21 protein-coding genes and 3 rRNA genes are annotated in these 26,806 nt (G+C 38.1%); 20 read left to right on the top strand and 4 right to left on the bottom strand.

Features of this window, described 5'->3' with window-relative positions:
- Nucleotides 1-42 precede the first annotated feature (42 nt).
- The 8 genes from NQ499_RS09240 (at nt 43) to miaA (ending at nt 10,763) form a co-directional block, all read left to right on the top strand.
- Nucleotides 43-969, top strand: coding sequence for an AEC family transporter (locus NQ499_RS09240; protein WP_006505480.1), 927 nt, complete (start codon nt 43-45; stop codon nt 967-969).
- Nucleotides 970-1,041: 72 nt separating this feature from the next.
- Nucleotides 1,042-2,493 (top strand): tRNA (N6-isopentenyl adenosine(37)-C2)-methylthiotransferase MiaB, encoded by a 1,452-nt coding sequence (gene miaB / locus NQ499_RS09235; RefSeq protein ID WP_006505481.1) that lies wholly within the window; start codon nt 1,042-1,044, stop codon nt 2,491-2,493.
- Complete coding sequence (locus NQ499_RS09230) at nt 2,477-2,815, top strand: YlbF family regulator (RefSeq protein ID WP_006505482.1); 339 nt, start codon at nt 2,477-2,479, stop codon at nt 2,813-2,815. Before miaB ends, NQ499_RS09230 begins: the two co-directional genes overlap by 17 nt.
- 51 nt (nt 2,816-2,866) lie before the next feature.
- Complete coding sequence (locus NQ499_RS09225; protein ID WP_006505483.1) at nt 2,867-4,375, top strand: IMP dehydrogenase; 1,509 nt, start codon at nt 2,867-2,869, stop codon at nt 4,373-4,375.
- 57 nt (nt 4,376-4,432) lie between these two features.
- Nucleotides 4,433-5,536, top strand: a complete 1,104-nt coding sequence (locus NQ499_RS09220; RefSeq protein ID WP_006505484.1) for a M20/M25/M40 family metallo-hydrolase — start codon at nt 4,433-4,435, stop codon at nt 5,534-5,536.
- 12 nt (nt 5,537-5,548) lie between these two features.
- Nucleotides 5,549-8,065: a DNA mismatch repair protein MutS gene (mutS, locus tag NQ499_RS09215; RefSeq protein WP_456301141.1), complete on the top strand. Its 2,517-nt coding sequence runs from the start codon at nt 5,549-5,551 to the stop codon at nt 8,063-8,065.
- 8 nt (nt 8,066-8,073) lie between these two features.
- Nucleotides 8,074-9,852: a DNA mismatch repair endonuclease MutL gene (gene mutL, locus NQ499_RS09210; RefSeq protein WP_006505486.1), complete on the top strand. Its 1,779-nt coding sequence runs from the start codon at nt 8,074-8,076 to the stop codon at nt 9,850-9,852.
- Nucleotides 9,849-10,763: a tRNA (adenosine(37)-N6)-dimethylallyltransferase MiaA gene (gene miaA / locus NQ499_RS09205; RefSeq protein ID WP_006505487.1), complete on the top strand. Its 915-nt coding sequence runs from the start codon at nt 9,849-9,851 to the stop codon at nt 10,761-10,763. The genes mutL and miaA overlap by 4 nt, the downstream gene beginning before the upstream one ends.
- A gap of 6 nt (nt 10,764-10,769) precedes the next feature.
- Here the strand turns inward: miaA and NQ499_RS09200 are convergent, their stop codons facing one another.
- Nucleotides 10,770-12,038 (bottom strand): replication-associated recombination protein A, encoded by a 1,269-nt coding sequence (locus NQ499_RS09200; RefSeq protein ID WP_259848818.1) that lies wholly within the window; start codon nt 12,036-12,038, stop codon nt 10,770-10,772.
- Between the two features lie 68 nt (nt 12,039-12,106).
- Between NQ499_RS09200 and dtd the strand changes: the two genes are divergently transcribed.
- From dtd to nth, 11 genes are all read left to right on the top strand, one after another.
- Nucleotides 12,107-12,565 carry a D-aminoacyl-tRNA deacylase gene (gene dtd, locus NQ499_RS09195; protein WP_006505489.1) on the top strand — a complete coding sequence of 153 codons (459 nt, stop codon included), beginning with the start codon at nt 12,107-12,109 and terminating at the stop codon, nt 12,563-12,565.
- 223 nt (nt 12,566-12,788) lie between these two features.
- A 16S ribosomal RNA gene (locus tag NQ499_RS09190) occupies nt 12,789-14,318 on the top strand.
- A gap of 235 nt (nt 14,319-14,553) precedes the next feature.
- Nucleotides 14,554-17,441, top strand: a 23S ribosomal RNA gene (locus NQ499_RS09185).
- 61 nt (nt 17,442-17,502) lie between these two features.
- Nucleotides 17,503-17,611: ribosomal RNA gene (rrf, locus tag NQ499_RS09180) — 5S ribosomal RNA — on the top strand.
- The 16S, 23S and 5S rRNA genes sit together here, the layout of an rRNA operon.
- Nucleotides 17,612-17,697: 86 nt before the next feature.
- Complete coding sequence (locus NQ499_RS09175) at nt 17,698-18,204, top strand: flavodoxin family protein (RefSeq protein WP_006505233.1); 507 nt, start codon at nt 17,698-17,700, stop codon at nt 18,202-18,204.
- The gene (locus NQ499_RS09170) at nt 18,197-18,742 is read left to right on the top strand and encodes a hypothetical protein (protein ID WP_006505234.1); all 546 of its coding nucleotides are present in this window, start codon (nt 18,197-18,199) and stop codon (nt 18,740-18,742) included. Before NQ499_RS09175 ends, NQ499_RS09170 begins: the two co-directional genes overlap by 8 nt.
- Nucleotides 18,743-18,853: 111 nt before the next feature.
- Nucleotides 18,854-19,126 (top strand): HU family DNA-binding protein, encoded by a 273-nt coding sequence (locus tag NQ499_RS09165; RefSeq protein WP_006505235.1) that lies wholly within the window; start codon nt 18,854-18,856, stop codon nt 19,124-19,126.
- Nucleotides 19,127-19,192: 66 nt separating this feature from the next.
- Complete coding sequence (locus tag NQ499_RS09160; protein WP_238319828.1) at nt 19,193-19,906, top strand: zinc metallopeptidase; 714 nt, start codon at nt 19,193-19,195, stop codon at nt 19,904-19,906.
- Between the two features lie 58 nt (nt 19,907-19,964).
- Complete coding sequence (locus tag NQ499_RS09155) at nt 19,965-20,459, top strand: hypothetical protein (protein WP_040389753.1); 495 nt, start codon at nt 19,965-19,967, stop codon at nt 20,457-20,459.
- Between the two features lie 8 nt (nt 20,460-20,467).
- Complete coding sequence (locus NQ499_RS09150) at nt 20,468-21,043, top strand: DnaD domain-containing protein (protein WP_040389754.1); 576 nt, start codon at nt 20,468-20,470, stop codon at nt 21,041-21,043.
- Complete coding sequence (gene nth, locus NQ499_RS09145; protein ID WP_006505239.1) at nt 21,036-21,671, top strand: endonuclease III; 636 nt, start codon at nt 21,036-21,038, stop codon at nt 21,669-21,671. The genes NQ499_RS09150 and nth overlap by 8 nt, the downstream gene beginning before the upstream one ends.
- Before the next feature lie 62 nt (nt 21,672-21,733).
- Here nth and NQ499_RS09140 read toward each other — a convergent pair whose 3' ends face one another.
- Nucleotides 21,734-24,397 (bottom strand): transglycosylase domain-containing protein, encoded by a 2,664-nt coding sequence (locus tag NQ499_RS09140; protein ID WP_006505240.1) that lies wholly within the window; start codon nt 24,395-24,397, stop codon nt 21,734-21,736.
- A complete protein-coding gene (gene recU, locus NQ499_RS09135) occupies nt 24,394-24,993 on the bottom strand; it encodes a Holliday junction resolvase RecU (RefSeq protein WP_006505241.1) in 600 nt (199 codons plus the stop codon). Before recU ends, NQ499_RS09140 begins: the two co-directional genes overlap by 4 nt.
- 120 nt (nt 24,994-25,113) lie before the next feature.
- Between recU and NQ499_RS09130 the strand changes: the two genes are divergently transcribed.
- Complete coding sequence (locus tag NQ499_RS09130; RefSeq protein ID WP_006505242.1) at nt 25,114-25,998, top strand: D-alanyl-D-alanine carboxypeptidase family protein; 885 nt, start codon at nt 25,114-25,116, stop codon at nt 25,996-25,998.
- 18 nt (nt 25,999-26,016) lie between these two features.
- Here NQ499_RS09130 and NQ499_RS09125 read toward each other — a convergent pair whose 3' ends face one another.
- Nucleotides 26,017-26,637 (bottom strand): TetR/AcrR family transcriptional regulator, encoded by a 621-nt coding sequence (locus tag NQ499_RS09125; RefSeq protein WP_040389755.1) that lies wholly within the window; start codon nt 26,635-26,637, stop codon nt 26,017-26,019.
- Nucleotides 26,638-26,806: the final 169 nt, after the last annotated feature.

The following is a 26,806-nucleotide window of genomic DNA, read 5'->3' as shown; positions in this document are numbered from 1 at the left end:
CAGGTGAATTCCTGTGCTTTTTTTGTTTAGAAGGGAGATTTTATGGATATAAATGTGATTATTGGACAGATGGTTGTTTTATTCGCCTTGATGGGGTTAGGCTTTTTATTGTATAGAGTAAATATTTTAGATTTGAATACCAATAGTAAACTCACATCTCTAGTTTTATCGGTCACAACACCGTGTATGGTGTTGAATTCTGTATTATGTACAGAAAAATATAGTGACTCTAAAACAATCTTTACTATTTTAGGTATTGCAGTTGTTACTTATTTTATTACACCTTTTATAGGATTATTAATTAATAAACTATTACGTGTACCAAGTAATCAAACAGGTTTATTTGTCTTTATGACAGTTTTTTCTAATATTGGCTTTATTGGTTATCCTATTATGAAGGCTATATTTGGAAATGATTCTGTTTTTCATACATCCTTATTTGGTATGGTTTTTAATATTATGCTTTTTACTCTAGGCGTATATTTGATTGAGATTGGCCAGCAGGGAAACAATAAACTGAATTTAAAGAACTTAATCACACCAGGCGTGATTTGTTCATTTTTAGCGCTTATTCTCTATTTGATGCATATAAGAGCACCTAAGATTATAACGGATTTTACAGGGATGGTAGGCGATATGACAACGCCTCTTGCAATGATTATTATCGGTGTCACACTTGGTGCTATGAATATTAAAGAGGTATTTAATGAATTGCGTGTTTATATATATACACTAGTCAAGCAGCTGATTTTACCAGTCATTGCCTATCCAATTATTGCATTTTTGATCAAGGACAATTATTTAAGAGGATTGACTTTGATTATGTTATCTATGCCAGTAGGTAGTTCTGCTGTCTTGTTTACTAATAAATATGGTGGAGATAGTGAATTAGCAGCTAAGACAATCTTTATGACAACGTTAATCTCTGTTTTTACTATTCCACTTGTCGTCTATATGTTTTTAATTTAACACTTTTACCCCAATTTAGGGGGTTTTTTTTATGAGGGGTATTTGTTATAATGGTGTCGAAAAGGAGCGTTTATGAAAGATTATAGTAAATATTTTAAAGGTCCTTCTTTGAAGGATGCACGTTCTAGAGGTCGTACTGAAGTACAACATTTAGATGATGCATTTGAGATTCCTGCGGATATGGTGGGAATTGGAAAAGGACAGACATATTATATCCAAACTTATGGATGTCAAGCGAATGAAAGAGATACTGAAACATTATCAGGTATCTTAGAAATGATGGGTTATACTCATACTGATGAAGTAAAACAGGCAGATGTTGTATTATTAAATACCTGCGCAATCAGAGAAAATGCAGAAGAAAAAGTATTTGGTAAGATTGGTTACTTGAAGAACATTAAGAAGACTAGACCAAATCTGATTTTTGGTGTATGCGGCTGTATGGCACAGGAAGAAGTAGTTGTTAATAAGATTCTAGAGAAATTCCCTCAGGTTGATCTTATTTTCGGTACACATAATATCCACCGTCTTCCAGTTTTATTAAAACAGGCAATGTTAGAAAAAGAACTTGTTCTTGAAGTCTGGTCTAAGGAAGGGGATGTTATTGAAAATCTTCCAAGTCATCGTGCCAATAACTACAAGGCATGGGTCAATATTATGTATGGATGCAATAAATTCTGTACTTATTGTATTGTTCCTTATACAAGGGGTAAGGAACGTTCTCGTGAATTAGAAGAAATTATCAAGGAAGTAGAAGAATTAAAGAATAGCGGCTATAAAGAAATTACATTACTTGGACAGAATGTTAACTCTTATGGTAAGGATTTAAATAACGGCACTGACTTTGCAACATTATTAGAAGCTGTCGCAAAGACTGGTATTGATCGTATTCGATTCACTACAAGCCATCCTTGGGACTTTAATGCGGATATGATTGATATTATCGCTAAGTATGATAATATCATGCCTTCTATCCATTTACCTGTTCAGTCAGGAAATGATGATGTTTTACAGCTGATGGGTAGACGTTATTCAAAGGAAAGCTATTTAAAACTATTTGATATGATTAAAGAAAAAATTCCGGACTGCACTGTGACAACAGATATCATTGTTGGTTTCCCAAATGAAACAGAAGAACAGTTCCAGGATACTTTATCTTTATATAACTATTGTAAGTATGATTTAGCTTATACATTTATTTATTCACCTAGAGAAGGTACTCCTGCAGCAAAGATGGAAGACAATGTCCCTCTTAGTGATAAGGAGCAGCGTTTATATCGCTTAAATGAACTTGTAAATAAATACGCAAATGAAGCCAATCAGAAATACTTAGGACAGGTTGTTAAAGTACTTGTAGAAGGTCCATCTAAGAAGAACCCGGATGTCTTATCAGGTTATACAGAACATAACAAGTTAATTAACTTTAAAGGTGATGCCTCAATGGTGGGACAGATTGTTGATGTTCGTGTGACTGAAGCAAAGACATGGGCTTTAACAGGGGAACAGGTTGAAAGCAGCAACTAAGACTAAGGCAGAAACTTTAAATAAGTTGATTCTAAGTGATCCGCTTATTCAGGAGTTTAAGAAGTATGAAGAGGCCTTAAAGCAGCACCCTGAATTGTTGGCTTTAGAAGATGAAATCAAAGAGGATAGCCAGATCATTCTAAAAAAGAAGGCACTTGGTGAGCTGACTGAAGAAGAGATGAAGGCTTATTCAAAGAAGAAAGAATACTTTGAAAATCATCCTCTCATTGTGAATTATTTGAATCTAAAAAGTGAAGTAAATGATTACCTTATACAAGTTGAAACAATCATCAATGAAGAATTATTAAAAGCTATTGACTAAATGTTTTTAAATGTTTATTATTGAACTAATTTATATAAAAAGGAGATTATTATGGCACATATTTTTAATGAACCCTCACACACTTTTAATGAATATTTATTGATTCCTGGTTATTCTAGTGAAGAATGCCAGCCACAGAATGTTAGTTTAAAGACACCTTTAGTTAAATTCAAGAAAGGTGAAGAACCAGCACTTTCATTAAATATCCCTCTTGTATCTGCAGTTATGCAGGCTGTATCTGATGATGGTATGGCAGTTGCTTTAGCAAGAGAAGGTGGATGTTCATTTATCTATGGTTCACAGACAATTGAATCACAGGCAGCAATGGTAAGACGTGTTAAAAACTATAAGGCAGGTTTCGTACCAAGTGATTCTAACTTAAGCGCTAATGATACTTTAGCAGATGTTCTTGCACTTAAAGAAAAGACTGGTCATTCAACTATGGCTGTTACTGAAGATGGTACAGCAAATGGTCGTTTGATTGGTTTAGTGACTGGTAGAGATTACCGTGTCAGCCGTATGGATGAAAATGAAAAAGTTGTTGATTTCATGACACCTTTTGATAAGTTAGTATGCGGACATAAAGATATTACTTTAAAAGAAGCAAATGATATTATCTGGGAAAACAAATTAAATGCTTTACCAATTATTGATGATGATAACAGACTTCTTTATTTCGTATTCAGAAAGGATTATGAATCAAGAAAATCAAATCCTAATGAATTATTAGATGAATCTAAGCGTTATGTTGTTGGTGCTGGTATCAATACAAGAGACTTTGCAGAAAGAGTTCCTGCATTAATTGAAGCAGGTGTAGATGTATTATGTATCGACTCTTCAGAAGGTTATTCAGCTTGGCAGGCTAACACTATCGCATGGATCAGAGAACACTATGGCGATACTGTTAAAGTTGGTGCTGGTAACGTTGTAGATGGTGAAGGATTCAGATTCCTAGCAGAAGCTGGTGCTGACTTCATCAAGATCGGTATCGGTGGCGGATCTATCTGTATCACTCGTGAACAGAAAGGTATCGGTAGAGGTCAGGCAACTGCAACTATCGAAGTAGCTGAAGCAAGAGATGCATATTTCAAAGAAACTGGTATTTATATCCCAATCTGTTCAGATGGTGGTATCGTTCATGATTACCATATGACACTTGCACTTGCAATGGGTTCTGATTTCATTATGTTAGGTCGTTACTTCTCTCGTTTTGATGAATCACCAACTAACAAGGTAAACATCAACGGTCAGTATATGAAAGAATACTGGGGTGAAGGTTCTGCACGTGCTAGAAACTGGCAGAGATATGACTTAGGTGGAGATAAGAAGCTTTCATTTGAAGAAGGTGTAGATTCTTATGTGCCATATGCTGGTAGCTTAAAAGATAATGTTAGTTTATCATTAAGCAAGATGAAGCATACAATGTGTAACTGTGGTGCACTTACAATTGCTGAATTACAGGAAAAAGCGAAGATCCAGCTTGTGTCTGCAACTTCAATCGTTGAAGGTGGCGCACATGACGTCTTATTAAAAGACTCTTCAAATTCAGGTAACAGATAATAGGAGGATGGAAGGAATAATATATTCCTTCCATTTTTGATTTTAAGGGGAATATTCATGGTAATTAATAAAGAAAGACTTGTTCAGACATTTTGTGAAATGGTTTCTATTGATAGTGAATCCTATCATGAAAAGAAGATGAAAGACTATTTGATGAAGGTTTTTAAAGAATGTCATATGGAGTGTATAGAAATGCCTATAGAAGGCTTTGAAGCAGGGAATATTTATGCGGTATTGAAAGGTGATGTTCATAAAGAACCTATTATGTTTTCAGGATATATGGATACTGTATCACCAGGTAATAGGAAGCATGCTATTGTTCATGAAGATGGACGTATTACAAGTGATGGAACAACAGTTTTAGGTGCTGATGATGTCTCTGCACTTGCTTCTTATATTGAAGCCATTCGTACAATCCAAGAACAGAATATTTCTCATGGTGATATAGAACTTGCTATCAGCGTAGCTGAAGAACCTTATGATGCAGGAAGCGCTTATTATGATTTTGGTCGTATTCAATCACGTATTGGTTATACATTTGATTTAGCCGGTGAAGTAGGCTTAGCAGCAATAGAGGCTCCTTCTATTGTTTCTTTTAAGATTGTTGTTAAGGGTAAAAGTGCCCATGCAGGTTTTAATCCTGAAGATGGTATTCATGCCTTAAAGATTGCCTCAAGTGCCATCATCCGTATTCCTAATGGCCGTGTCAATGATGAGACAACAGTCAATTTTGGTACTATTCAGGGTGGAGAAGGACGTAATATTGTCCCTAGAGAAGTTATTATTACCGGAGAAATAAGAAGTTTTGATCACCAAGATGCGCTTGACTGGAGCTGCTATATAAAGAAAATCTTCGAAGAAGAAGCAGCAAAAGAACATGGAGATATAGAATTCGGTGATTATGTGCATATAGAGGCCTATAAAATTGAAGAGGATGAAGAGGTTGTCGAACGCTTTAAACGTGCCTGTAATAAGCTTGGATTAGCACCCCGCCTTATTTCTACACATGGTGGTTCTGATAATAATAGATTTGTGAAAGAAGGAATCAGAGGTATTGTAGTTGCATGTGCCATGAATGATTGTCATAGTGTGAGTGAATATACAACAATAGATGAATTAGAAAAGAGTGCTCAATTAGCATTACTTCTTATGATTGATTAAAAATATGTTATAATGAGAGAGTTAGGAGTGGGTATCATTTTGAAAAAAGAAAAATACTCTCCCATGATGGAGAAATATTTAGAATTAAAAAAAGATTATCAGGATGCAATTGTAATGTATCGTATAGGAGATTTCTATGAAATGTTCTTTGATGATGCAGCAGTCGCTTCTAAAGCATTAAATCTTGCTTTAACAGGAAAAAATGCAGGTGTAAAAGAACGTGTTCCAATGTGTGGAGTTCCTTTTCATGCTGCAACAGGTTATGTAGAAGAATTGGTCAAACAAGGTCATAAGGTTGTTATTGTTGAACAGCTTTCAGATCCAAAAGCAAAGGGTCTTGTAGAAAGAGGTGTTGTTCAGATTGTTACACCTGGTACTTTGATGGACTTTAAGTTAAATGAGAAGGTTAATAACTTTATTGGTGCGTTAGGCGTTTTTGATTTTTCTTATACATTGGCTTATGCTGATTTATCAACAGGTGAATTCTATTGTTTAAATCTAGAGAAAAAGGAACATCTTTTACGTAATAAGATTGAATCGTTAGGTATTAAAGAAATAGTTGTGGAAGATGATTCTATTTCTATTGATGGCGTGATGATGTCTTCTTTTAAAGATGAAACAATAAAAGATAACTATAAGAAAATATTTGAGAATATTAATGATTTAAAACAAATCAAGATCTGTGCAAACCTATTGAATTATCTTCTTGATACACAAAAAAGAGAACTGGAATATATTCAGACGATTGTAGAAGTGAAACAGGAAGATTATGTTTATATGGAAAGTGCCACTAAAAAAGCACTAGAACTCACTAAGAATGCGAATAATGAAAAATATGGCACATTATTATGGTTATTAGATCATACACATAGTGCAATGGGTGGTCGTTTATTGAAACAATGGATTGATCAGCCTCTTATTTCTAAAGAGAAGATTGAAGAAAGACTCGATCTTGTTGAAGTGTTTATGGATAACTTCTTAGAAAGAGAAACGATCATTGATATGATCAATGATATTTATGATATTGAGAAGCTGGCTTCTCGAGTGGCTTTTGGAAATGTGAATGCGAGAGATTTAAAGTGGATTTGTTCTTCGTTGAAGGTGATTCCAGAATTAAAGTATCAGTTATTAAGTCTTGATCATCCACAATTAAATAATCTTGCTATGCAGTTGGTTGATTTATCACCTATTATCCAGACAATTGATGAAGCGATTGTCGATGATCCACCTCTAGTAATCAAAGAGGGAAATATCATCAAGGATGGCTACAATAAAGAGTTGGATGAATTGCGTGATATTCGTAAGAATGGTAAAAAATGGCTGATGGCCTTTGAGGAAAAAGAAAAAGAACGTACAGGAATCAAAGGTTTAAAGGTGGGTTATAACCGTGTATTTGGTTATTATATCGAAGTGACTAAAAGCTATTTACCTTTGGTTAAGGATGAATTCAACTATACAAGAAAACAGAGCTTATCAAATGCAGAAAGATTTATCACGCCTGAACTAAAGGATATGGAGAATAAGATTCTATCTGCGCAGGATCGTATTGTTGCTTTAGAATATGAAATATTCACACAGGTAAGACAATATATTAAAGGTTTTGTTCATGAGATACAGGATGTTGCCAAGGTTGTTGCTAAGGTGGATGTTTTCACATCTTTTGCACTTGTATCAGGTCGTAATGATTATGTACGTCCGGTTTTCAATGATGAGCATATTATCCATATTGAAGCAGGAAGACATCCTGTTGTGGAGGAAGTTATTTCAAAAGAGAATTATGTTAAGAATGATGTGTCTTTAGGTGAAGATGCAAAAATCATGTTGATTACTGGTCCGAATATGGGTGGTAAATCTACCTATATGCGTCAGATGGCTTTGACGATGATCATGGCACAGATTGGATGTTTTGTGCCGGCAAGAAGTGCCGTTCTTCCTGTTTTTGATGCAATATTTACACGTATTGGAGCAAGTGATGATCTGATTGGCGGTCAGTCTACTTTCATGGTAGAAATGTTAGAAGCAAATAATGCATTGAAATATGCAAGTGAGAACTCTTTAATCATCTTTGATGAAATTGGTAGAGGAACAGCGACATTTGATGGAATGGCACTCGCTCAAGGTATTTTAGAATATATAGCCAATCATAATCATTCGTTGACTTTCTTTTCGACGCATTATCATGAATTAACACGTATGGAAGGTGCTTCTATTAAGAATGTTCATGCAGGCGCTGATATCTCAAATGATTCTATTCGTTTCTTATATCATATTGAAGATGGACCTTCAGGTCAGTCCTATGGTATAAATGTTGCGAAACTGGCAAAATTACCTGAACAGGTTATTGTACGTGCTGATGCGATTTTAAAATCGTTAGAAAACAACAATATTGAAGAAAAGCTTCAAAATATAGAAGTGCAGTCTGTTGTTAAAACAAGTGCCGTAGAAGAAACACTTAAAGGTATTGATCCGATGAGTTTATCACCACTTGATGCTTTAAGTACATTAATTGAATTAAAGAAGATGTTGTAGGAGAGTATATGGGACATATTAGACAATTAAGTGAAAATCTAGCCAATAAGATTGCGGCAGGAGAAGTTGTTGAACGTCCTGCTAGTGTTATTAAAGAACTTACAGAAAATAGTATAGATGCCAAGGCAAAACGTATCACGATTCTTGTTGAACAGGGTGGTACAAGCAGTATGTCTGTTATCGATGATGGGATAGGAATGAATCGTACAGATGCACTTCTTTGTTTTAGTCGTCATGCGACAAGTAAGATTGTAGATGAGAATGATTTATTCAATATCACAACATTAGGCTTTAGAGGAGAAGCCATTCCTTCTATTGCTTCTATTAGTGTTTTCACACTTGAAACAAGTGACGGAGAAGAAAATACAAAAGTAGAATATGAATTTGGAAAAAGAAAATCAGTAGACAGCGTGGCAATGAATCGTGGTACAAAGATTACGGTTGAACGTATTTTCCAAAATGTGCCTGCGAGACTTAAATATATGAAGTCTATTAATGCTGAATTTGCAGCTATTTATTCTTATGTAGAACGTCTTGCTTTAGCACATCCTGAAATTTCTTTTACGCTTGTACATGACCATAAAACAATATTCAAGACCAATGGTAGAAATAATTTACTAGAAGTAATTAGCGAAATTTATGGTCTTCCTGTCGCAAAGAATATGATTCATGTTGATTTTGGAAATGAGGAATTCCATGTTTCAGGTTATATATCTAAGATTGATACATCGCGCTCTTCAAAAAATCATATTGTAACTCTTGTAAATCATCGTTATGTTAAAAATATGAAAACAATCAATACAATCAATGAGGTATATCGTCGCTACCTTGCGGATAAAAGATTTCCTATTGCGATTTTAGAGATTGATGTAGACCCTTATTTAGTTGATGTGAATGTTCATCCTGCTAAACTTGAAGTACGTTTTTCTAAAGAAACAGAACTTAAGGAATTACTTCTTAAAGGTTTAGAGGAGGCTTTATCTAAAAAGAATCTTACGTATAAACCTTCTACAAGAGAAACGGAAAAAGCATCTTTTAAGCCAAGTCTTGCTCAGATGACTATTCCTCTTGATGAAGTATTTGAAGAAGTCAAAGAAGAACCTGTTCTTGAAACAGTTGAAACAGTTCATGAAGACATACCTGTTTATGAACCTGAAAAGGTCGAAGTTAAAGCACAGCCAAAAGAAGAACCACTTAAACCTATTAAAGAAAAAATAAAGGTTATTGGACAAACAAGAGGCACTTATATTCTAGGAGAAAACGAACGTGGCTTTTATATCATTGATCAGCATGCTGCTCAGGAACGTATTAATTATGAATATTTCTTGAATAAGTTTTCTCATCCTGATTTATCTATACAGCCAATGATTGTTCCGCTTACTTTTGAATATCCAGAAAGTGAATGTTTAGTCATTGATGAGCATAAGGAACTGCTAGAAGAGGTAGGTATTCATCTTGAATCATTTGGCCGTCATTCTTATATCGTGCGTGGCCTGCCTTTGTGGATGAAAAATATTGATGAGAAGATTTTTATTGATGAAATGATCCAAGAGGTATTAAACAATCAGAGCGTGGATATTGTGGCAATGCAGGAGCATGCAATTGCGACACTTGCATGTAAAGCAAGTGTTAAAGGGAATACATATCTTACAACACAGGATATGCAGACTATTGTTGATAATTTGATGCGTTGTGATAATCCTTATGTTTGTCCTCACGGTAGACCAACAATTATATTCTATAGTGATTATGAAATAGAAAAGTTATTTAAGAGGGTTGTAGTATGAAAAAAGTAATTGCAGTTTGTGGACCTACAGCCGTAGGTAAAACACGTATGGGTGTTTCTCTTGCAGAAGCACTTCATGGAGAAGTCATTAGCGGTGATTCTATGCAGATCTACCGTACAATGGATATTGGAACAGCGAAAGCGACTCCTGAAGAAATGCAGGGCATTATCCATCATATGATTGATATCAAAAATCCTGATGAAACTTTTTCTGTCAGTGAATTCCAGAAAGAAGTGCGCCATTATATCGACACAATTGATATGCCTATAGTCGTAGGAGGAACAGGTCTTTATATTAAAGGGGCTCTTTATGATTATACTTTTGAAGAAACAGAATCAAAGCATGATGAAATCAAAGCAAAGTATGCACATTATACAAATGAAGAATTACATCAGTATTTAGCATCATTTGATCCTCAGTCTGCACAGGATCTTCATCCAAATAATCGCCAAAGAGTCTTGCGAGCTATTGAGATTTATGAGGAATCTGGTAAAAGAAAAAGTGATATTCTAGAGGCTCAGGAACATAAGCCTGTTTATGATATTTATTTTGTAGGGCTCACATTACCTCGTCCTGTTTTATATGAACGTATCAACAAGCGTGTTGATCTCATGATTGAACAGGGATTAGAAGAAGAAGTAAGAACTATCTATGACTCAGGCTTATCACGTAATGCACAATCTATGAAGGCGATTGGTTATAAAGAGTGGTTTGATTATTTTGAAGGTTTAAAATCAAAAGAAGAAATCATTGAAGAAATCAAGAAACATTCACGCAATTATGCGAAAAGGCAATATACATGGTTTAATAACCAGTTTGATGTTCACTGGTATGATGTGAATCTAGAAGATTTTGATTCAACGATTCAGAGCGTTTTAAAAGATATTAAAGAGTGGTATGAAAAAGGATAAGTCTCTTTAGCGAGGCTTATCCTTTTTGAGTTTTCTGATATTTGTTGTTCTGCCATGCTTGAGAATTCTTTGGTAATTCTCAGTCAATGACTTTTCATAACGGCTTGTCAGCCAAGGTACATAGAATTGTGCATCCTTGATTTCATCAGGAAGATACTGGAGATATTCCCATAAATCAGGTCTATTATAGTCATAACGATCTTCTTCAGCGACACCAACAGGTGTTAAACGGATATACTGAGGTGCCTTATGAGGTTCGCTGTGATAAGAAGCAAGCGCTGCATCGATTGCATCTTCACTAGATCTTGATTTAGGGGATAAAGCCAACTCTATAATACAGCTTGCAAGAGGAATTCTTGCTTCAGGAAAACCAATTGTCTTAGCTGCTTGAAAAGCGAGAACTGTACGCATACAGGCATTAGGATTGGCAAGACCTATATCTTCATAGGCAGTTGTGATCAATCTTCTTTCAAGAGATTCAATGTCTCCGGCATCAATTAGTTTTGCGAAATAATAAAGAGCACCATTAGGATCAGATCCTCTGATAGATTTCTGTAAACCGCTTAAAGTATCATAATATTGGTCCTCGTCTTTATCGAACTGCATATTAGCACGAGGTACAGCATCTTGTATTATATTTAATGTTATATGGGTATCAGGGGCATAGATAGTAGCAAGTTCTAAGCAATTATAAGCATAACGTACATCACCGCTGCTCATTCTTGCTATATAATCATAAACATCTTCATCTATTTCGTATGGATGATTCAGACCTCTTTCACTCACTGCTGCTCTTTTACATGCCTTTACAATTTCTTCATTATTTAAAGGCTTAACTTCGCATAAATGACATCTTGAACGAATGGCAGGATTGATTGAATGATAAGGATTGGCTGTTGTACAGCCAGCAATAATCAATAAGCCACTTTCGATATAGGGTAATAGATGGTCCTGCTTAGCTTTATTTAAACGATGAACTTCATCTACAATTACAAACAATCCTTCAGAAAGTTTTGCTTCTGTAATAATCTGATCCATTTCTTTCTTATTACCTGTAGAGGCATTAAAGATACGATAAGGAATATTCAGATCATGGGCAAGTGCTTTTGCGATAGTAGTCTTCCCACAACCTGGAGGACCATATAAGATAATGGACATAGGATGATCTTTCTTTACAAACTGTTTTAGTAATCTATTTTCGCCTACAAGATGTTTCTGTCCAATCACATCATCTAAACCAATAGGGCGCATAGAATCTGCAAGTGTCTTATGAATCATAGTTTGTTTCCTTTCTTTTAAGAATCATGTATAATTATAACATGATTTTGTAAGGAGAGCACAACATGAAAATTGTTTTACAAAGAGTAAAAGAAGCAAGCGTTACAATTGATGGAGAAATACATGGCGCTATTGGTAAGGGTTATATGATTCTTGTTGGATTTAATGAAGAAGATAATCACGAAATCATTGACCGTCTTGTAGAAAAAGTGATTCATTTAAGAGTATTTGAAGATGAAAACCAGAAAATGAATCGTTCGCTATTAGATGTCGAAGGTTCTATTCTTTCTATTTCACAGTTCACATTGTATGCAGATTGTCGTAAAGGAAGAAGACCAAGTTTTATTAATGCAGCTAAGCCAGATATATCTTCGCCACTTTATGATTATTTCAATGAATGTTTAAGAAATCAGGGGATTCATGTAGAAACAGGAATCTTTGGTGCTGATATGAAATGTGCGTTAATTAATGATGGACCAGTTACCATTGTTTTAGATAGCGATGAGTTAATACCACATAAATAAAGCAATTATAAGGTGATAAGAGGGCATGTAAGCCCCTTTTCATCTTTTTTAACAAAAAATGAATAAAATCGCAAAAAAGGCTTTACAAGCGAAATGAATGGTGGTAGTATAAGTGAGCACTCCGGTGAGGAGCGCGGACAGAACATTGAAAACTGAACAGATACACGTCAGATTTATTTGAAAACATTTAATTGATGAGCTGAACATCAGCTCTTCACATATTTTCGTGGAGAGTTTGATCCTGGCTCAGGATGAACGCTGGCGGCGTGCCTAATACATGCAAGTCGAACGAATCTTCTTCGGAAGATGAGTGGCGAACGGGTGAGTAATACATAGGTAACCTGCCCCTGTGCGGGGGATAACAGGAGGAAACTCCTGCTAATACCGCATAGCCATGAGCACCGCATGGAGCTCATGCCAAATATCCTTCACAGGATAGCGCAGGGATGGACCTATGGCGCATTAGCTAGTTGGCGGGGCAACGGCCCACCAAGGCAACGATGCGTAGCCGGCCTGAGAGGGCGGACGGCCACATTGGGACTGAGACACGGCCCAGACTCCTACGGGAGGCAGCAGTAGGGAATTTTCGGCAATGGGGGAAACCCTGACCGAGCAACGCCGCGTGAGCGAAGAAGGCCTTCGGGTCGTAAAGCTCTGTTGTAAAGGAAGAACGTCGGACACAGGAAATGGTGTGCGAGTGACGGTACTTTACCAGAAAGCCACGGCTAACTACGTGCCAGCAGCCGCGGTAATACGTAGGTGGCGAGCGTTATCCGGAATCATTGGGCGTAAAGAGGGAGCAGGCGGCCGCAAGGGTCTGTGGTGAAAGACCGAAGCTAAACTTCGGTAAGCCATGGAAACCGGGCGGCTAGAGTGCGGAAGAGGATCGTGGAATTCCATGTGTAGCGGTGAAATGCGTAGATATATGGAGGAACACCAGTGGCGAAGGCGACGGTCTGGGCCGCAACTGACGCTCATTCCCGAAAGCGTGGGGAGCAAATAGGATTAGATACCCTAGTAGTCCACGCCGTAAACGATGGTCACTAAGTGTCGGGGGTCAAACCCCGGTGCTGCAGTCAACGCAATAAGTGACCCGCCTGAGTAGTACGTTCGCAAGAATGAAACTCAAAGGAATTGACGGGGGCCCGCACAAGCGGTGGAGCATGTGGTTTAATTCGAAGCAACGCGAAGAACCTTACCAGGTCTTGACATCGATCTAAAAGGGATGGAGACATCCTCATAGCTATAGAGAAGACAGGTGGTGCATGGTTGTCGTCAGCTCGTGTCGTGAGATGTTGGGTTAAGTCCCGCAACGAGCGCAACCCCTGTCGCCAGTTACCATCATTGAGTTGGGGACTCTGGCGAGACTGCCTCTGCAAGGAGGAGGAAGGCGGGGATGACGTCAAATCATCATGCCCCTTATGACCTGGGCCACACACGTGCTACAATGGACGGGACAGAGGGAAGCGAAGGCGCGAGCCGGAGCGGACCCCAGAAACCCGTTCCCAGTTCGGACTGCAGTCTGCAACTCGACTGCACGAAGCCGGAATCGCTAGTAATCGCGGATCAGCATGCCGCGGTGAATACGTTCTCGGGCCTTGTACACACCGCCCGTCACACCATGAGAGTTGGCAACACCCGAAGCCGGCGGCCCAACCCGCAAGGGAGGGAGCTGTCTAAGGTGGGGCTGATGATTGGGGTGAAGTCGTAACAAGGTATCCCTACGGGAACGTGGGGATGGATCACCTCCTTTCTAGGGAGACAGACGTGTAATGTTCAGTTTTGAGTGCTCTGGCACTCAGGAGAGATCCTTGAAAATCAGATATGATCATCAAATGGAAAGTTTTAAAAACTTTCTGCACACAAAGATAAGATGTAAGTGAGATCGAGAAATCAAACAAAGATAAGAAGGTCTAGTACATCTGGTCTGAAGGCAAAAAATACTAAGAACAGAAATACTCAAGCGAACTAAAGAGAACCAATCACAAGGTCAAGGAAGAAAGGGCGTACGGAGAATGCCTGGGCACAGAGAGGCGATGAAGGACGCAGCGAACAGCGAAATGCGGCGGCGAGCGGTAAGCACGCGATGACCCGCCGATATCCGAATGGGGAAACCCCTCCGCTTTCGAAGCGGAGACCGCATGACGACCGTCATGACGGGGCAATACGCAGGGAACTGAAACATCTAAGTACCTGCAGGAAGAGAAAGAGAAGTCGATTCCGTAAGTAGCGGCGAGCGAAAGCGGAGGAGCCCAAACCGGACATAGTCCGGGGTTGTAGGACCGCCGAGAAAGATGACATGAAGAGTCAGGAGAATCCCATGGGAAGGGGATCCGCAGAGGGTGAGAGACCCGTATCCGAAGGCTCGACATGGATCGAGGCGGCACCTGAGTACGGCGGGGCACGTGGAATCCTGCCGGAATCATCGGGGACCATCCCGAAAGGCTAAACACTACTCTGTGACCGATAGCGAACCAGTACCGTGAGGGAAAGGTGAAAAGAACCCCGGGAGGGGAGTGAAAGAGAACCTGAAACCGCATGCCCACAAGAAGTCAGAGCCCGTCAAAGGGTGATGGCGTGCCTTTTGTAGAATGAGCCGGCGAGTCACGATCAGCAGGCGAGGTTAAGCAGGAGATGCGGAGCCGCAGCGAAAGCGAGTCTTAACAGGGCGACATAGTCTGAGGTCGTGGACCCGAAACCGGGTGATCTAGCCATGAGCAGGTTGAAGTCGGGGTGAGACCCGATGGAGGACCGAACCGACCCCCGTTGAAACGTTGGCGGATGACTTGTGGCTAGGGGTGAAATTCCAATCGAACCCGGAGATAGCTGGTTCTCCCCGAAATAGCTTTAGGGCTAGCGTCGCAGCGAGAGAGCCGTGAAGGTAGAGCACTGAATATGCGATGGCCGCATCCCGCGGTACTGAGCATAATCAAACTCCGAATGTCACGGTGTCATCTGCGGCAGTCAGACGGCGAGTGATAAGGTCCGTCGTCAAGAGGGAAACAGCCCAGACCATCAGCTAAGGTCCCAAAGTGCATGCTAAGTGGAAAAGGAAGTGGAGACGTGCAGACAACTAGGAGGTTGGCTCAGAAGCAGCCATCCTTCAAAGAGTGCGTAACAGCTCACTAGTCGAATGACTCTGCGCCGATAATTTACCGGGGCTAAGCATGACACCGAAGCTATGGACAGGAATGTGGTAGGGGAGCATTGCATGCAGCGGAGAAGCATGACCGAGAGGGCATGTGGAGCGCATGGAAGAGAGAATGCCGGCGTGAGTAGCGGCACGTGGGTGAGAATCCCACGCACCGATGGCCCAAGGTCTCCAGAGGAAGGCTCGTCCTCTCTGGGATAGTCGGGACCTAAGGCGAGGCCGAAAGGCGTAGCCGATGGACGACGGGTGGATATTCCCGTACCCGATGTGTGGCGATGGAGTGACGGAGAAGGCTCAGGCAACCAGCTGCTGGAATAGCTGGGGCAAGCGAGATACCTGCGCACCAGGGAAATCCGGTGCGCGCAGGGGGAAGGCGCGAAGCATACGGAAAGCTGCGGCAAGTACGGAAAAGCTGAGAGCAGGCTTCCAGGAAAAGCTTCTAGCACAACACGCATCGGCCCGTACCGAAAATGGACACACATGGGCAAGGAGAGAATCCTGAGGTGAGCGAGAGAACTATAGCTAAGGAACTCTGCAAAATGACCCCGTAACTTAGGGAGAAGGGGTGCTCCAGAAATGGAGCCGCAGTAAAACGGCCCAAGCGACTGTTTACCAAAAACACAGCTCTCTGCGAAGGCGCAAGCCGAAGTATAGGGGGTGACGCCTGCCCGGTGCTGGAAGGTCAAGGGGAGCTGTCAGCGCAAGCGAAGCAGCGAGCCGAAGCCCCAGTAAACGGCGGCCGTAACTATAACGGTCCTAAGGTAGCGAAATTCCTTGTCGGGCAAGTTCCGACCCGCACGAAAGGCGTAACGATTTGGGCGCTGTCTCAGCTGTAGACTCGGTGAAGTCTTAGTACCTGTGAAGATGCAGGTTGCCCGCGACTAGACGGAAAGACCCCATGGAGCTTCACTGCAGGTTGACATTGGGCTTGGATGCATGATGTACAGGATAGGTGGGAGGCTGTGAGCCGTGCGCGCCAGCGTACGGGGAGCCGCTGTTGGGATACCACCCTTCATGCATCTAGGTCCTAACCGGAGGCAACGGGCCACGGGACAGTGTCAGTCGGGCAGTTTGACTGGGGCGGTCGCCTCCCAAAGAGTAACGGAGGCGCCCAAAGATACCCTCAGCATGGATGGAAACCATGCATAGAGTGCAAAGGCATAAGGGTGTCTGACTGCGAGACATACAGGTCGAGCAGGGACGAAAGTCGGGCTTAGTGATCCGGCGGATCCGAATGGAAGGGCCGTCGCTCAACGGATAAAAGCTACCCTGGGGATAACAGGCTGATCTCCCCCAAGAGTTCACATCGACGGGGAGGTTTGGCACCTCGATGTCGGCTCATCGCATCCTGGAGCTGAAGTCGGTTCCAAGGGTTGGGCTGTTCGCCCATTAAAGCGGTACGCGAGCTGGGTTCAGAACGTCGTGAGACAGTTCGGTCCCTATCTGTCGTGGGCGCAGGAGGTTTGAGGAGAGCTGCCCCTAGTACGAGAGGACCGGGGTGGACGGACCGATGGTGCACCAGTTGTCACGCCAGTGGCACAGCTGGGCAGCCAAGTCCGGACGGGATAAGCGCTGAAGGCATCTAAGCGTGAAGCCCCCTCCAAGATGAGACCTCCCATTGGCGACAAGTAAGGCCCCTCGAAGACGACGAGGTTGATAGGCCGCGAGTGCAAGCGCAGCGATGTGCTTAGCGGGGCGGTACTAATAGGCCGAGGACTTGGCCAAGATTGGAGAGAGTAGAGAATAGTAGAGATGACGTATCTGGTTTTGAGGGATCCCTCGAGGATCTGGCGGCGATAGCATGATGGACACACCCGTTCCCATCCCGAACACGGAAGTTAAGCATCATAACGGCGACGATAGTGTGAAGACGCGACAATAGCAAGCTGCCAGGTCCTTTTTTTATGCCTTCCGCCAGGAGGGCTTTTTTTATTGAATTTGTTCATATCTTCTTGTAAAATTATTTTAGGAGGCGATATCTATGAAAAATATAGTTATTACAGATAAAGATATTCCTTTAGAATTTTTTAAAGAAAGCGTTGTAGTCAATCTTAATAATATTAAATATAGTCCCTGCACAGGCGATTATACTTGTCTTAAAAAGAGGACTCCATGTCGCTATCACGACGATATTTCTATAATCAATCAATGGATTGGGCAGGCTTCTCTCATTATTTTAGTTACACATATTTATTGTGGATGCTTTGATACACAGCTTAAATCCTTTATAGAACGCAATATTTCTTCATATGAGCCTTATTATACAACAGTAGGTGGAATAACCTGTCATGCTTCTTTAGCTCAGCAATCAAAGAAAATCCTTCTTATAGGCTATGGTGATATATCTGAGAAAGAACAGAAGATGTTGATGAATTATTTAAATGACTCACTTCTAGGTTATTTTATTTCTTCTATTAATACTTATTTTTGTACAGAGGAAGATTTAGATAACTCACTCAAGACATTTGGAGGTGTTGATTGTGGATAATATTCTTATAATTTTATCTGGTCTCATTTATACAAATAAGGTCATGTATAATCAAGCCTATAAGCTTGCTCATTATCTTAAAGGAAATGTATCAATCAAAACATTACAGGTGATAGAAGAAAAAGATGTAGAAGATAATAATACAATCATTTTTATGTTTCCTATTTCATCACAGACAATACCTTCATGTATGTTAGATTATATGAAAAATAATGAAAAATTGATGAATCATAAAACAATCTATAGTGTAATCTATTGTGATGAATATGAAGTTGATTATTGTGATTATGCAGATGAAATATTATCACTTTATTGCAAGAAAACACATGCCTATTATAATGGGTCTTTAAAGGTTGGAGCTTACTTTCTGATTGATCATATTCCTTATACATGGCGTGTCGCAAATACCTTAAAATCCTTTGCATCGTATATTAGAAAAGAAAAGGAAAGTGCTCTAGATATCACGTTTTTTTCTAGAAATCAATTCATTAAACGAGGAAATAAGTTCTGGGAAAAGGCCTATAAATCTAAAAAATAGTAATTCATTTTATGTCCTTTATTACGTGCTTTTTTTGTATTTTATCTCTTGAAATGATATGTAGATTTTGTTATACTACTCAAGGATAATTTATTAGGAGGCATTACAGAAGTGAATAAAAAAGAATTAATTAATATCGTTTCTGAAAAAAGAGATTTAACAAAAAAAGACGCTGAAATTCTTGTGAATACAGTTTTTGATACGATGGTAGAAAGTATGATTGATGGTGATAAAGTTCTTATTTCAGGCTTCGGCACATTTAAGATTAATCACTGCCTTGAACGTAAAGGCGTTTCACCAAAGACTAAGGAACCTATCATTATTCCAGCTAGTCGTACAGTTTCTTTCAAACCAAGTAATAGATTAAAAGATGCAATGAACTAATGCATCTTTTTTGTTTATATACAGTTAATAAATTTCATGTATACTAATTAATAGGAGTTGATGAAAATGAGTTATTATTTAATGACAAATCCAGGATATATGCTTGGTACAATCTTAGTAGGTATTGCGATGGTATTCTCTTTATATTGTCAGGCAAAGATTAAGTCGACTTATGCGAAATATCGTCGTAGACCAAATAGCCGTGGAATTACTGGGGCACAGGTTGCAAGGGAAATATTAGATTCTCATGGTATGACACATGTTCCGGTCTATGAAGTAAAAGGGGAATTATCTGATCACTTTGATCCTTCCAATAATAGTGTCAGTCTTTCTAGTGATATTTATCATGGTACAACAATTGCCGCTTGTGCTGTTGCGGCTCATGAATGTGGTCATGCTATTCAATATCATGAAAACTATATGCCAATAAGAGTAAGAAATGCGATTATTCCATTATGCAATGTAGGTAATTATTTGGGATGGATTGCGATTATGATTGGTCTTGCTTTAGGTTCTACAAGGCTCGCTTTTTTAGGATTCTTCTTAATGTGTGGTATTTTAGCTTTCCAGATTATTACATTACCAGTAGAAATTAATGCCTCTAAAAGAGGACTTGCGATATTACAAGCACAATATTTAAATGAAAATGAATATGCTGGTGCATGGCAGATGCTTTATGCTGCCGCATTAACTTATGTTGCTGGTGTATGTGCGACTCTTGCAAGTATGCTAAGAATTCTATTTATGATTTTAAGCAGTTCTAATAGAGATTCAAATTAATGAATCTCTTTTTTTTTGGTCCTAAATGCGCTATAATAGTGGCACTATGGAGGTCAATATGAATTATAATAATAAGAAAGACAATAATTGGATATATCGTGTAATTATCGCATTATTAGTGGTTATTCTTGTCTTTGTATCTTTCTGTATGTTGAATATACATGTCCCTTATTTCAATCATGAAAATAACATCGCATTAGAAAGAAACAAGATCATTACTAAATATAAGCTTAACTATGATGATTATTTCAATGAATATAACAGCTCTAAGACCTACTATATCATTCGTATTAAAGATAAGAAGAAAAAGATAGTTTACCAGGTCTACAATACTCAATATAAATTAGTAGATTCTTATAGTGGTTCTGTTGCAAAAAAGGAAGACATCATTCATACAATCAATAATGAATATAAAGTAAATGTCACTGATTTAACAATTGGATATGAAAATGGAGATCTTGTTTATTTTGGTAAATACCAGGACGATGCTCATCTCTATTATTTCTATTATTCTTTAGATGAAGGAAAGTTTGTGAAATATTATCGCCTATGAGTACACAAATGCTTACAGATTATCAATGTATAGACTTCAAGAAACTTCTCTTATTGAAGGGAAAGTCTATAGGACTAACAGATCAAGAAACACATATATTATTATTGATGATGACCTTGAGTGAATTAGGGGTAAGACCTATTTATCCTCAAAAAGTGGCTGAATTTTCTTCATTATCTATTAAAGACATTGATGATATCATGATAGGCCTTGTAGATCGTCATTATCTAGATAGAATTAATTTAAGAATTGATTTTAAACCTTTAGAAAAGCTATTACTTGGAATAAAGGTTGAAAAGAAGGAAGAAGTAAACCTTGTAGAAGTATTCGAAGATGCGTTTGGACGTACAATGAGTACTTTGGATATTGAATATATCAATCAGTTTAAAAGAACTGGTTACGATGATGAGATGATTGTATCTGCTTTAAAAGAAGCCGTAAAATCAAATGCGCTCTCTTTTAGATATGTAGAGAGAGTATTAGAAAACTGGGCTCATTCTAAGAATTATATAAAGAAATATCAAGAAGAAGAGCCAGAAGTCAGTGAAGAAGTAAGAAATTATAACTGGTGGGAAAATGATTAAAACAAAACAAGATAGAATACTCAATACATTTGATGAGATGTTTCCTAATGCACGTTGTGTACTGAATCATTCTAATAACTTAGAATTGCTTGTCGCAGTGATGTTATCTGCCCAGACAACAGATGAATCAGTCAATAAGCTTACATCGCATCTTTTCCAAAAATATAAAACAGTAGATGATTATGCGAATGCATCACTGCCTGAATTGGAGTCAGATCTTCATTCTATAGGGCTTTATAGGAATAAGGCAAAGAATATCAAGGCTATGGCTGTGGCCCTTCAGGCACGCTTTAATGGCGTTGTACCAGCATCTCATGATGCTTTAATATCTTTACCAGGAGTAGGAAGAAAGACTGCCAATGTTGTTATGGCAGAAGGATTTGGTTATCCAGCTATTGCGGTAGATACACATGTTGAGCGTATCTCTAAAAGACTTGGATTTGCGAAACCAGAAGATACAGTCCTCACTGTAGAAAAGAAATTAATGAAGACTATTCCTAAGAATAGATGGATTAAAACACATCATCAGATGATCTTCTTTGGACGATATCATTGTAAGGCAATGTCACCTCATTGTAAGGAATGTCCATTAGTAGATATATGTAAAGAAAAGAATAAGAAACTATAAAAGAATCCTTTGTTTGGGATTCTTTTTTCAATACACAAAAAAGGATTCCGTTTGGAATCCTTTTAATCATCATTTTGACTTTCTGCTGTCTGTACTGTAAAACGAATAGAACCAATATATTTAGATTCTCCACTTGCACTCTTTTCAGTGAAAGTAATCACATATGATCTACCGCTTGATAAACCACTGATTGTCGCACCACTGCCGCAGCTTACTGTCTGACTATTACCATTACATGAAACTATCATTGTATGACCGCTAGGACCAGATGTGCTGACATTGACAGATGTTGCTGAAATAGTAGAACCATTCGCAACTGCTGTGCCGTTCGCATTGACGCTAAATTTTGCAGTACCTAGTTCGCTTGTTCCGCTACTAGATAATCTCACTGACTTCTTATTAGAAGTTGTGTCACCGCTCTTTAGTTTATAATAACCAGTCACTGTATAAGTTTTTCCTGATTCAGCACGGTATTCAAGTGTACCGCTTGTTGAAGATAATGTTTCAGTTCTAGAAGAAGAACCATCACTGATTTCTACAACACAGCTGATTTTACCTTCAAATTCAGGATCATAAGAACCGAATGTGACAGAAATTGAATTGTTGGAATTTAAAGAAGCGTTAAATGATTTTAATTCAGGTACTTTGTATTCATCTGCATAAGAAGAACCATCATCCACACCACTAGGGCCATGACCCTTAACAAACCATGCAGTCATAATCTTATCTGATGGTGTAGAAGAACTTGGAGAAACATAAGGATATGCACCCTTAACCATACGTGCCTGTTCAACACTGCTAGGTGTTTCATAACTATTCTGTAACTTACGAGTTGCAAGCTTCTTCGCAATCTTTGCGGCAATAGTCTTTGCATCATTCATACCACTTGCAAGATACTTATGTTTCTTTGTAGATATTTCTCCAGGGAAACCATTCCAGCAAGCCCATGTATAATCAGGTGAATAAGCACATAACCAATGGTCTTTGTCTTTACCAGCGAGTGCAGGGATCGTTGCATCGAAGTTTGAAGTACCAGTTTTAGCACCAATCTGACTTCCAACATCAAATGCTGAATAACTGTTATTACTCTTAACATAGCTTGTCATAACCTGACGAAGTAAGAAAGCAGTAGAATCTTTCATGCCTTCACTTGCCTGTTTCTGGATATCATCATCAACGTTGATTGTTTCACCAGTTGTATTAATGACAATCTTCTGGATTGTATGAGGTTTGATATAAGTACCACCATTTGAGATTGCTGCATAAGCGGCTGCCTGCATTGTAGGAGTTGTACCATATTTCCATCCACCGATGGCATAGTTCAAGTTGAAATCTTCATCGTCCATGTTATAACCAAGACCTTTTAAGAAGCTTACAACCTGATTATTACCAACCTTTTTCACAACACTATTTAAAGTATGGATGGCTGCTAAGTTCCAAGAATTTGCGAGTGCATCTTCTAGAAGTACATCATCATGGTAGTTGTTATCCCAGTTCTTTGGATGCCAGCTGCCTTGAGTGAATTCTGAGTCATCTACTGTATGTCCACTAGACCAGTTCAGATATTCAAATGCTGTTGCATAGTCAACAATAGGTTTAATAGAAGAACCTGGCTGTCTTCTGTTTTTTAATGTATAAGCATAATCTAGATAAGTTGCATCTGAGTTATTCGCACGATAATTCTTTGCAGACATGAGGCCGATAATACGTCCTGTTTTTGATTCGAGTACTGAAGCAGCTGCCTGCATATCATGATCAGTGAATCTATAATTCTTACTTAATGATACATCATCAAGATACTGCTGCATATCATGATCCATGTAAGTATAGATTGTCATCTTAGTTTTGTTAGGATCATAACCTAACTCTTGTACTTCTTGAGTAACACGGTCAACATAAGAAGCATATTTACCATTTGTCTGAATTGGATCATTCTTTAAAATGTTTTCTACTTTTACGTTCTTCGCATCGTCTCTCTCTTTTGCAGTGATATATCCATGATCATGCATTAAGTTAAGAATGATATTTCTTCTTTTTGTTGCAAGAGTTAAATTCTTGAATGGGTCATATGAGACTGGTGAGTTAATAGTACCAGCAAGTAATGCTGCTTCTGGTAAAGTTAACTGATCAGGACTTTTACCAAAATAATAGTAGCTTGCCCCATAAATACCAATAGAACTATTTGCCTTACCGAAATAGATCTTATTGAGATAAAGTTCAAGTACTTTCTGTTTAGTAGTCTGCTGAGTCGCTTCAATAGAAAGAATGACTTCTCCAACTTTTCTTTCAATTGTTTTTTCTGCATCTGGATAATATGTTTTTTTGATAAGCTGCTGAGTAATTGTAGAACCACCGGCAACAGTATGACCAGCTAAGATATTTGTCATAAATGCTTTGATAATACGTGGAATATCAAAACCATTATGTACAAAATAACGTGAGTCTTCTGCAGAAACAACTGCATCAATCATAACTTCAGGAATATCATCATAACTTACATATTTCCCAATTGAACTGCCATACTTGTAATATGTTTCTCCATCTTGAGAAACCTGAGAAGAGTAGGAAGTTGTTGTTAGATTATCAATATCAAAATTGCTGATTTGCTGATAAATCTTGAATCCAAGGTAACCACTACCGCTCGCTACAAGAACACATAATGCGATAATACATATTTTGATTGTTTTCTTTATTTGTTTTGCGTCCTTGGTTGATTGAACCTTCATAAAGTGTCCTCCTTAAGGTAAAATTCATCGATTACATCTAAATAAGCCAATCTAGGCTGGTAGCCCTGCTTAATAAGATGTCCACTTTCTTTCACTTCATCATAACTTATATGCTGCTTCTTGTCATGAAAAAAGCGCTCTATCATAATTGAAGCATCCAGTAAATAGACTTCGCCCACAGATGTAAAGGCAATAATAATAAAGGCAATTCCTCCATGACGCTGCACACGTTCAAGATGATTGATCTGATGCTCTGAAATATTACGAAAAGGAAATCGTAATGATTTTGTTTCTTTGGCTTCGAAATCAATATATCTGCCTTTATAAATACCATTATAATCCGTAGTAGATGGCGCCTGGTAATATGCCTCAACTATACGGGCTTTATTTCGTGAAGGATAATCGACTTTTACAATCTGGATAGGCGTCGGTTTTTTATAGATGACAGCCTGATCAACAGATAAGTAATAGGTGTTAGATAGGTTGATGTCTTCTTCTAAGCTCATTCCACGAAAAGCAGTATAGTGCTTACTTGTAGAATTCTTAGGAATAGACACATTAACCGATGCCTTTTTCAGGTTTGGATAATTAACCATACTATTTCTCCTTTACCAAATCATTATAACATATTATTATTCAAAAAAAATGAAAAATGACTGAATCAGATTGATGAATGGGCAGAAAATCGCTAAGATATTCTAAGAAGGTGATAAAAAATGAAATATCGTAAATGGATTTGTATGCTATGTGCCATTTTTTTGCTGAGTGCATGTGCAACAAAAGAACCAGTCAAAGAGGAAAAGAAGAAAGTTGTTTCTATTCCACAGCCTACACTTAATACTGAAGATGTTTCTGCAGTGGTGATGGATGCTGATACCGGAAAGGTCTATTATGCAAAAAATGAACAGGAATCACGTTATCCTGCTTCTACTATTAAACTCTTAAGTGCTCTCGTTGCGATTGATTATTATAAGGATAATGACGCACTGACTACACGTAATATTATGTCTTTACCAGATCGTGTATTTATTCATACAGCACCAGTTTATGATGGTGAAAGAATTCCTTTTAAAGATGTGATCCATGGAATGCTTTTAAAGAGTTCTAATGAAATGGCCCTTACCCTGGCCGAGAATTATAAGGGGGGTTATGATGGATTTATTGAAGCAATGAACAAGAGGGCTAAAAAGATTGGCTGTACGAAAGTAGATGTTTCTAATCCTCATGGACTAAGTTATGCAGATAAAGGATGGCTAAAAGAAACATGCAGTACAAAGGATATGGCACTTATTGCAAAAGAATTCTATAAGAATAAGAAATTAAGAAAAATCATTTCTACAGAAAGCTATATCTTTGAATCCAATCCGAATCGTGAAATGAAGAATGTAAGGATGACACAGAAAGATTCTACTTATTATGATAAGAGAGTTATTGGTGGTAAAACAGGCTTTACAAATCTTGCGGGCAGATGTCTTGTTACTTATTCTAAAGTAAAAAAGAAGACAATCATTACAGTTGTCTTTAAAGAAAACACACGTGGAGAAACCTATACAGATACAAAGAAGCTTCTTGACTATGTCAACGATCTATTAGCAGCATAAATAAAAATGCTGCTTTTTTTAAGCAGCATGAAGTAAAGTGCGAATTAGATCATAAAGATAAGGTTTATATTCTTCAATAGAACAAGGAATTTTATTTACTATGCAGCTAAAGCATGTTGATCCAACAAGTTCTACAATAGTAAAGAATGTAATATCAATATTTTTAATATTTAAATTCTCTCTTTCAACGCCATCTTTAAATAATTCATAAAGACTCAAAGTATCTGTTTCTTTTAGAATCTTTGTAAGTTCCTGAGAATAAACACCAAGAGATAAATCTTTATTCATTAAAGTGAGAATTGTTGGATTAGCAACAAGGGCATTGATAACATGATCAATAATAAATATTAACGAATCTGCAAAATGAGTAATCTCATTATGCTTTTTTAACTCTTTCATTGCATTATCGAAAAGTTCGCTGCTGATTTCCTGAACTATCTGGTTCCTAATATCATATTTATCTTTGAAATATAAATAAAAAGTACCTTTTGCGACTTTTGCTTTATTTACGATATCAGAAATAGATGTATTATTAAAATTCCTTTCAGCAAATAGCGCAGTTGCACTTGCTAGAAGACGTTCCCTTTTTTCTTCTTTATTTTTCTCTATTTTAGATTTAATATCAGTCAGAGCATTCATATAAATACCTCCATTTAGAATTATACTAGCAATTGACCAAAAGTCAATTTTAACCTTCATGATCAAAAAGATCAAAAAGATTAAATTCATTGTAATGAATTCGCTTACACTTACATTCTTTGAAATGTTGAAAACGTATACATCAAAAAAGCATGAATTTATCAACTAA

The organism is Catenibacterium mitsuokai, from assembly GCF_025148785.1.
GTDB classification, from domain to species: Bacteria; Bacillota_I; Bacilli_A; order Erysipelotrichales; family Coprobacillaceae; genus Catenibacterium; species Catenibacterium mitsuoka.
This window is presented reverse-complemented; position numbering and strand designations above follow the sequence as displayed.

What these genes read in the sequence shown, in the direction of transcription:
- recU (WP_006505241.1), bottom strand. Translation starts at nt 24,993, where the DNA reads ATGGTTAATTATCCAAACCTGAAAAAGGCATCGGTTAATGTGTCTATT.
- NQ499_RS09125 (WP_040389755.1), bottom strand. Translation starts at nt 26,637, where the DNA reads ATGAATGCTCTGACTGATATTAAATCTAAAATAGAGAAAAATAAAGAA.
- NQ499_RS09130 (WP_006505242.1), top strand. Translation starts at nt 25,114, where the DNA reads ATGAAATATCGTAAATGGATTTGTATGCTATGTGCCATTTTTTTGCTG.
- nth (WP_006505239.1), top strand. Translation starts at nt 21,036, where the DNA reads ATGATTAAAACAAAACAAGATAGAATACTCAATACATTTGATGAGATG.
- NQ499_RS09175 (WP_006505233.1), top strand. Translation starts at nt 17,698, where the DNA reads ATGAAAAATATAGTTATTACAGATAAAGATATTCCTTTAGAATTTTTT.
- miaA (WP_006505487.1), top strand. Translation starts at nt 9,849, where the DNA reads ATGAAAAAAGTAATTGCAGTTTGTGGACCTACAGCCGTAGGTAAAACA.
- NQ499_RS09225 (WP_006505483.1), top strand. Translation starts at nt 2,867, where the DNA reads ATGGCACATATTTTTAATGAACCCTCACACACTTTTAATGAATATTTA.
- NQ499_RS09155 (WP_040389753.1), top strand. Translation starts at nt 19,965, where the DNA reads ATGAATTATAATAATAAGAAAGACAATAATTGGATATATCGTGTAATT.
- mutL (WP_006505486.1), top strand. Translation starts at nt 8,074, where the DNA reads ATGGGACATATTAGACAATTAAGTGAAAATCTAGCCAATAAGATTGCG.
- dtd (WP_006505489.1), top strand. Translation starts at nt 12,107, where the DNA reads ATGAAAATTGTTTTACAAAGAGTAAAAGAAGCAAGCGTTACAATTGAT.
- NQ499_RS09160 (WP_238319828.1), top strand. Translation starts at nt 19,193, where the DNA reads ATGAGTTATTATTTAATGACAAATCCAGGATATATGCTTGGTACAATC.
- NQ499_RS09240 (WP_006505480.1), top strand. Translation starts at nt 43, where the DNA reads ATGGATATAAATGTGATTATTGGACAGATGGTTGTTTTATTCGCCTTG.
- NQ499_RS09140 (WP_006505240.1), bottom strand. Translation starts at nt 24,397, where the DNA reads ATGAAGGTTCAATCAACCAAGGACGCAAAACAAATAAAGAAAACAATC.
- mutS (WP_456301141.1), top strand. Translation starts at nt 5,549, where the DNA reads ATGAGAGAGTTAGGAGTGGGTATCATTTTGAAAAAAGAAAAATACTCT.
- NQ499_RS09220 (WP_006505484.1), top strand. Translation starts at nt 4,433, where the DNA reads ATGGTAATTAATAAAGAAAGACTTGTTCAGACATTTTGTGAAATGGTT.
- miaB (WP_006505481.1), top strand. Translation starts at nt 1,042, where the DNA reads ATGAAAGATTATAGTAAATATTTTAAAGGTCCTTCTTTGAAGGATGCA.
- NQ499_RS09150 (WP_040389754.1), top strand. Translation starts at nt 20,468, where the DNA reads ATGCTTACAGATTATCAATGTATAGACTTCAAGAAACTTCTCTTATTG.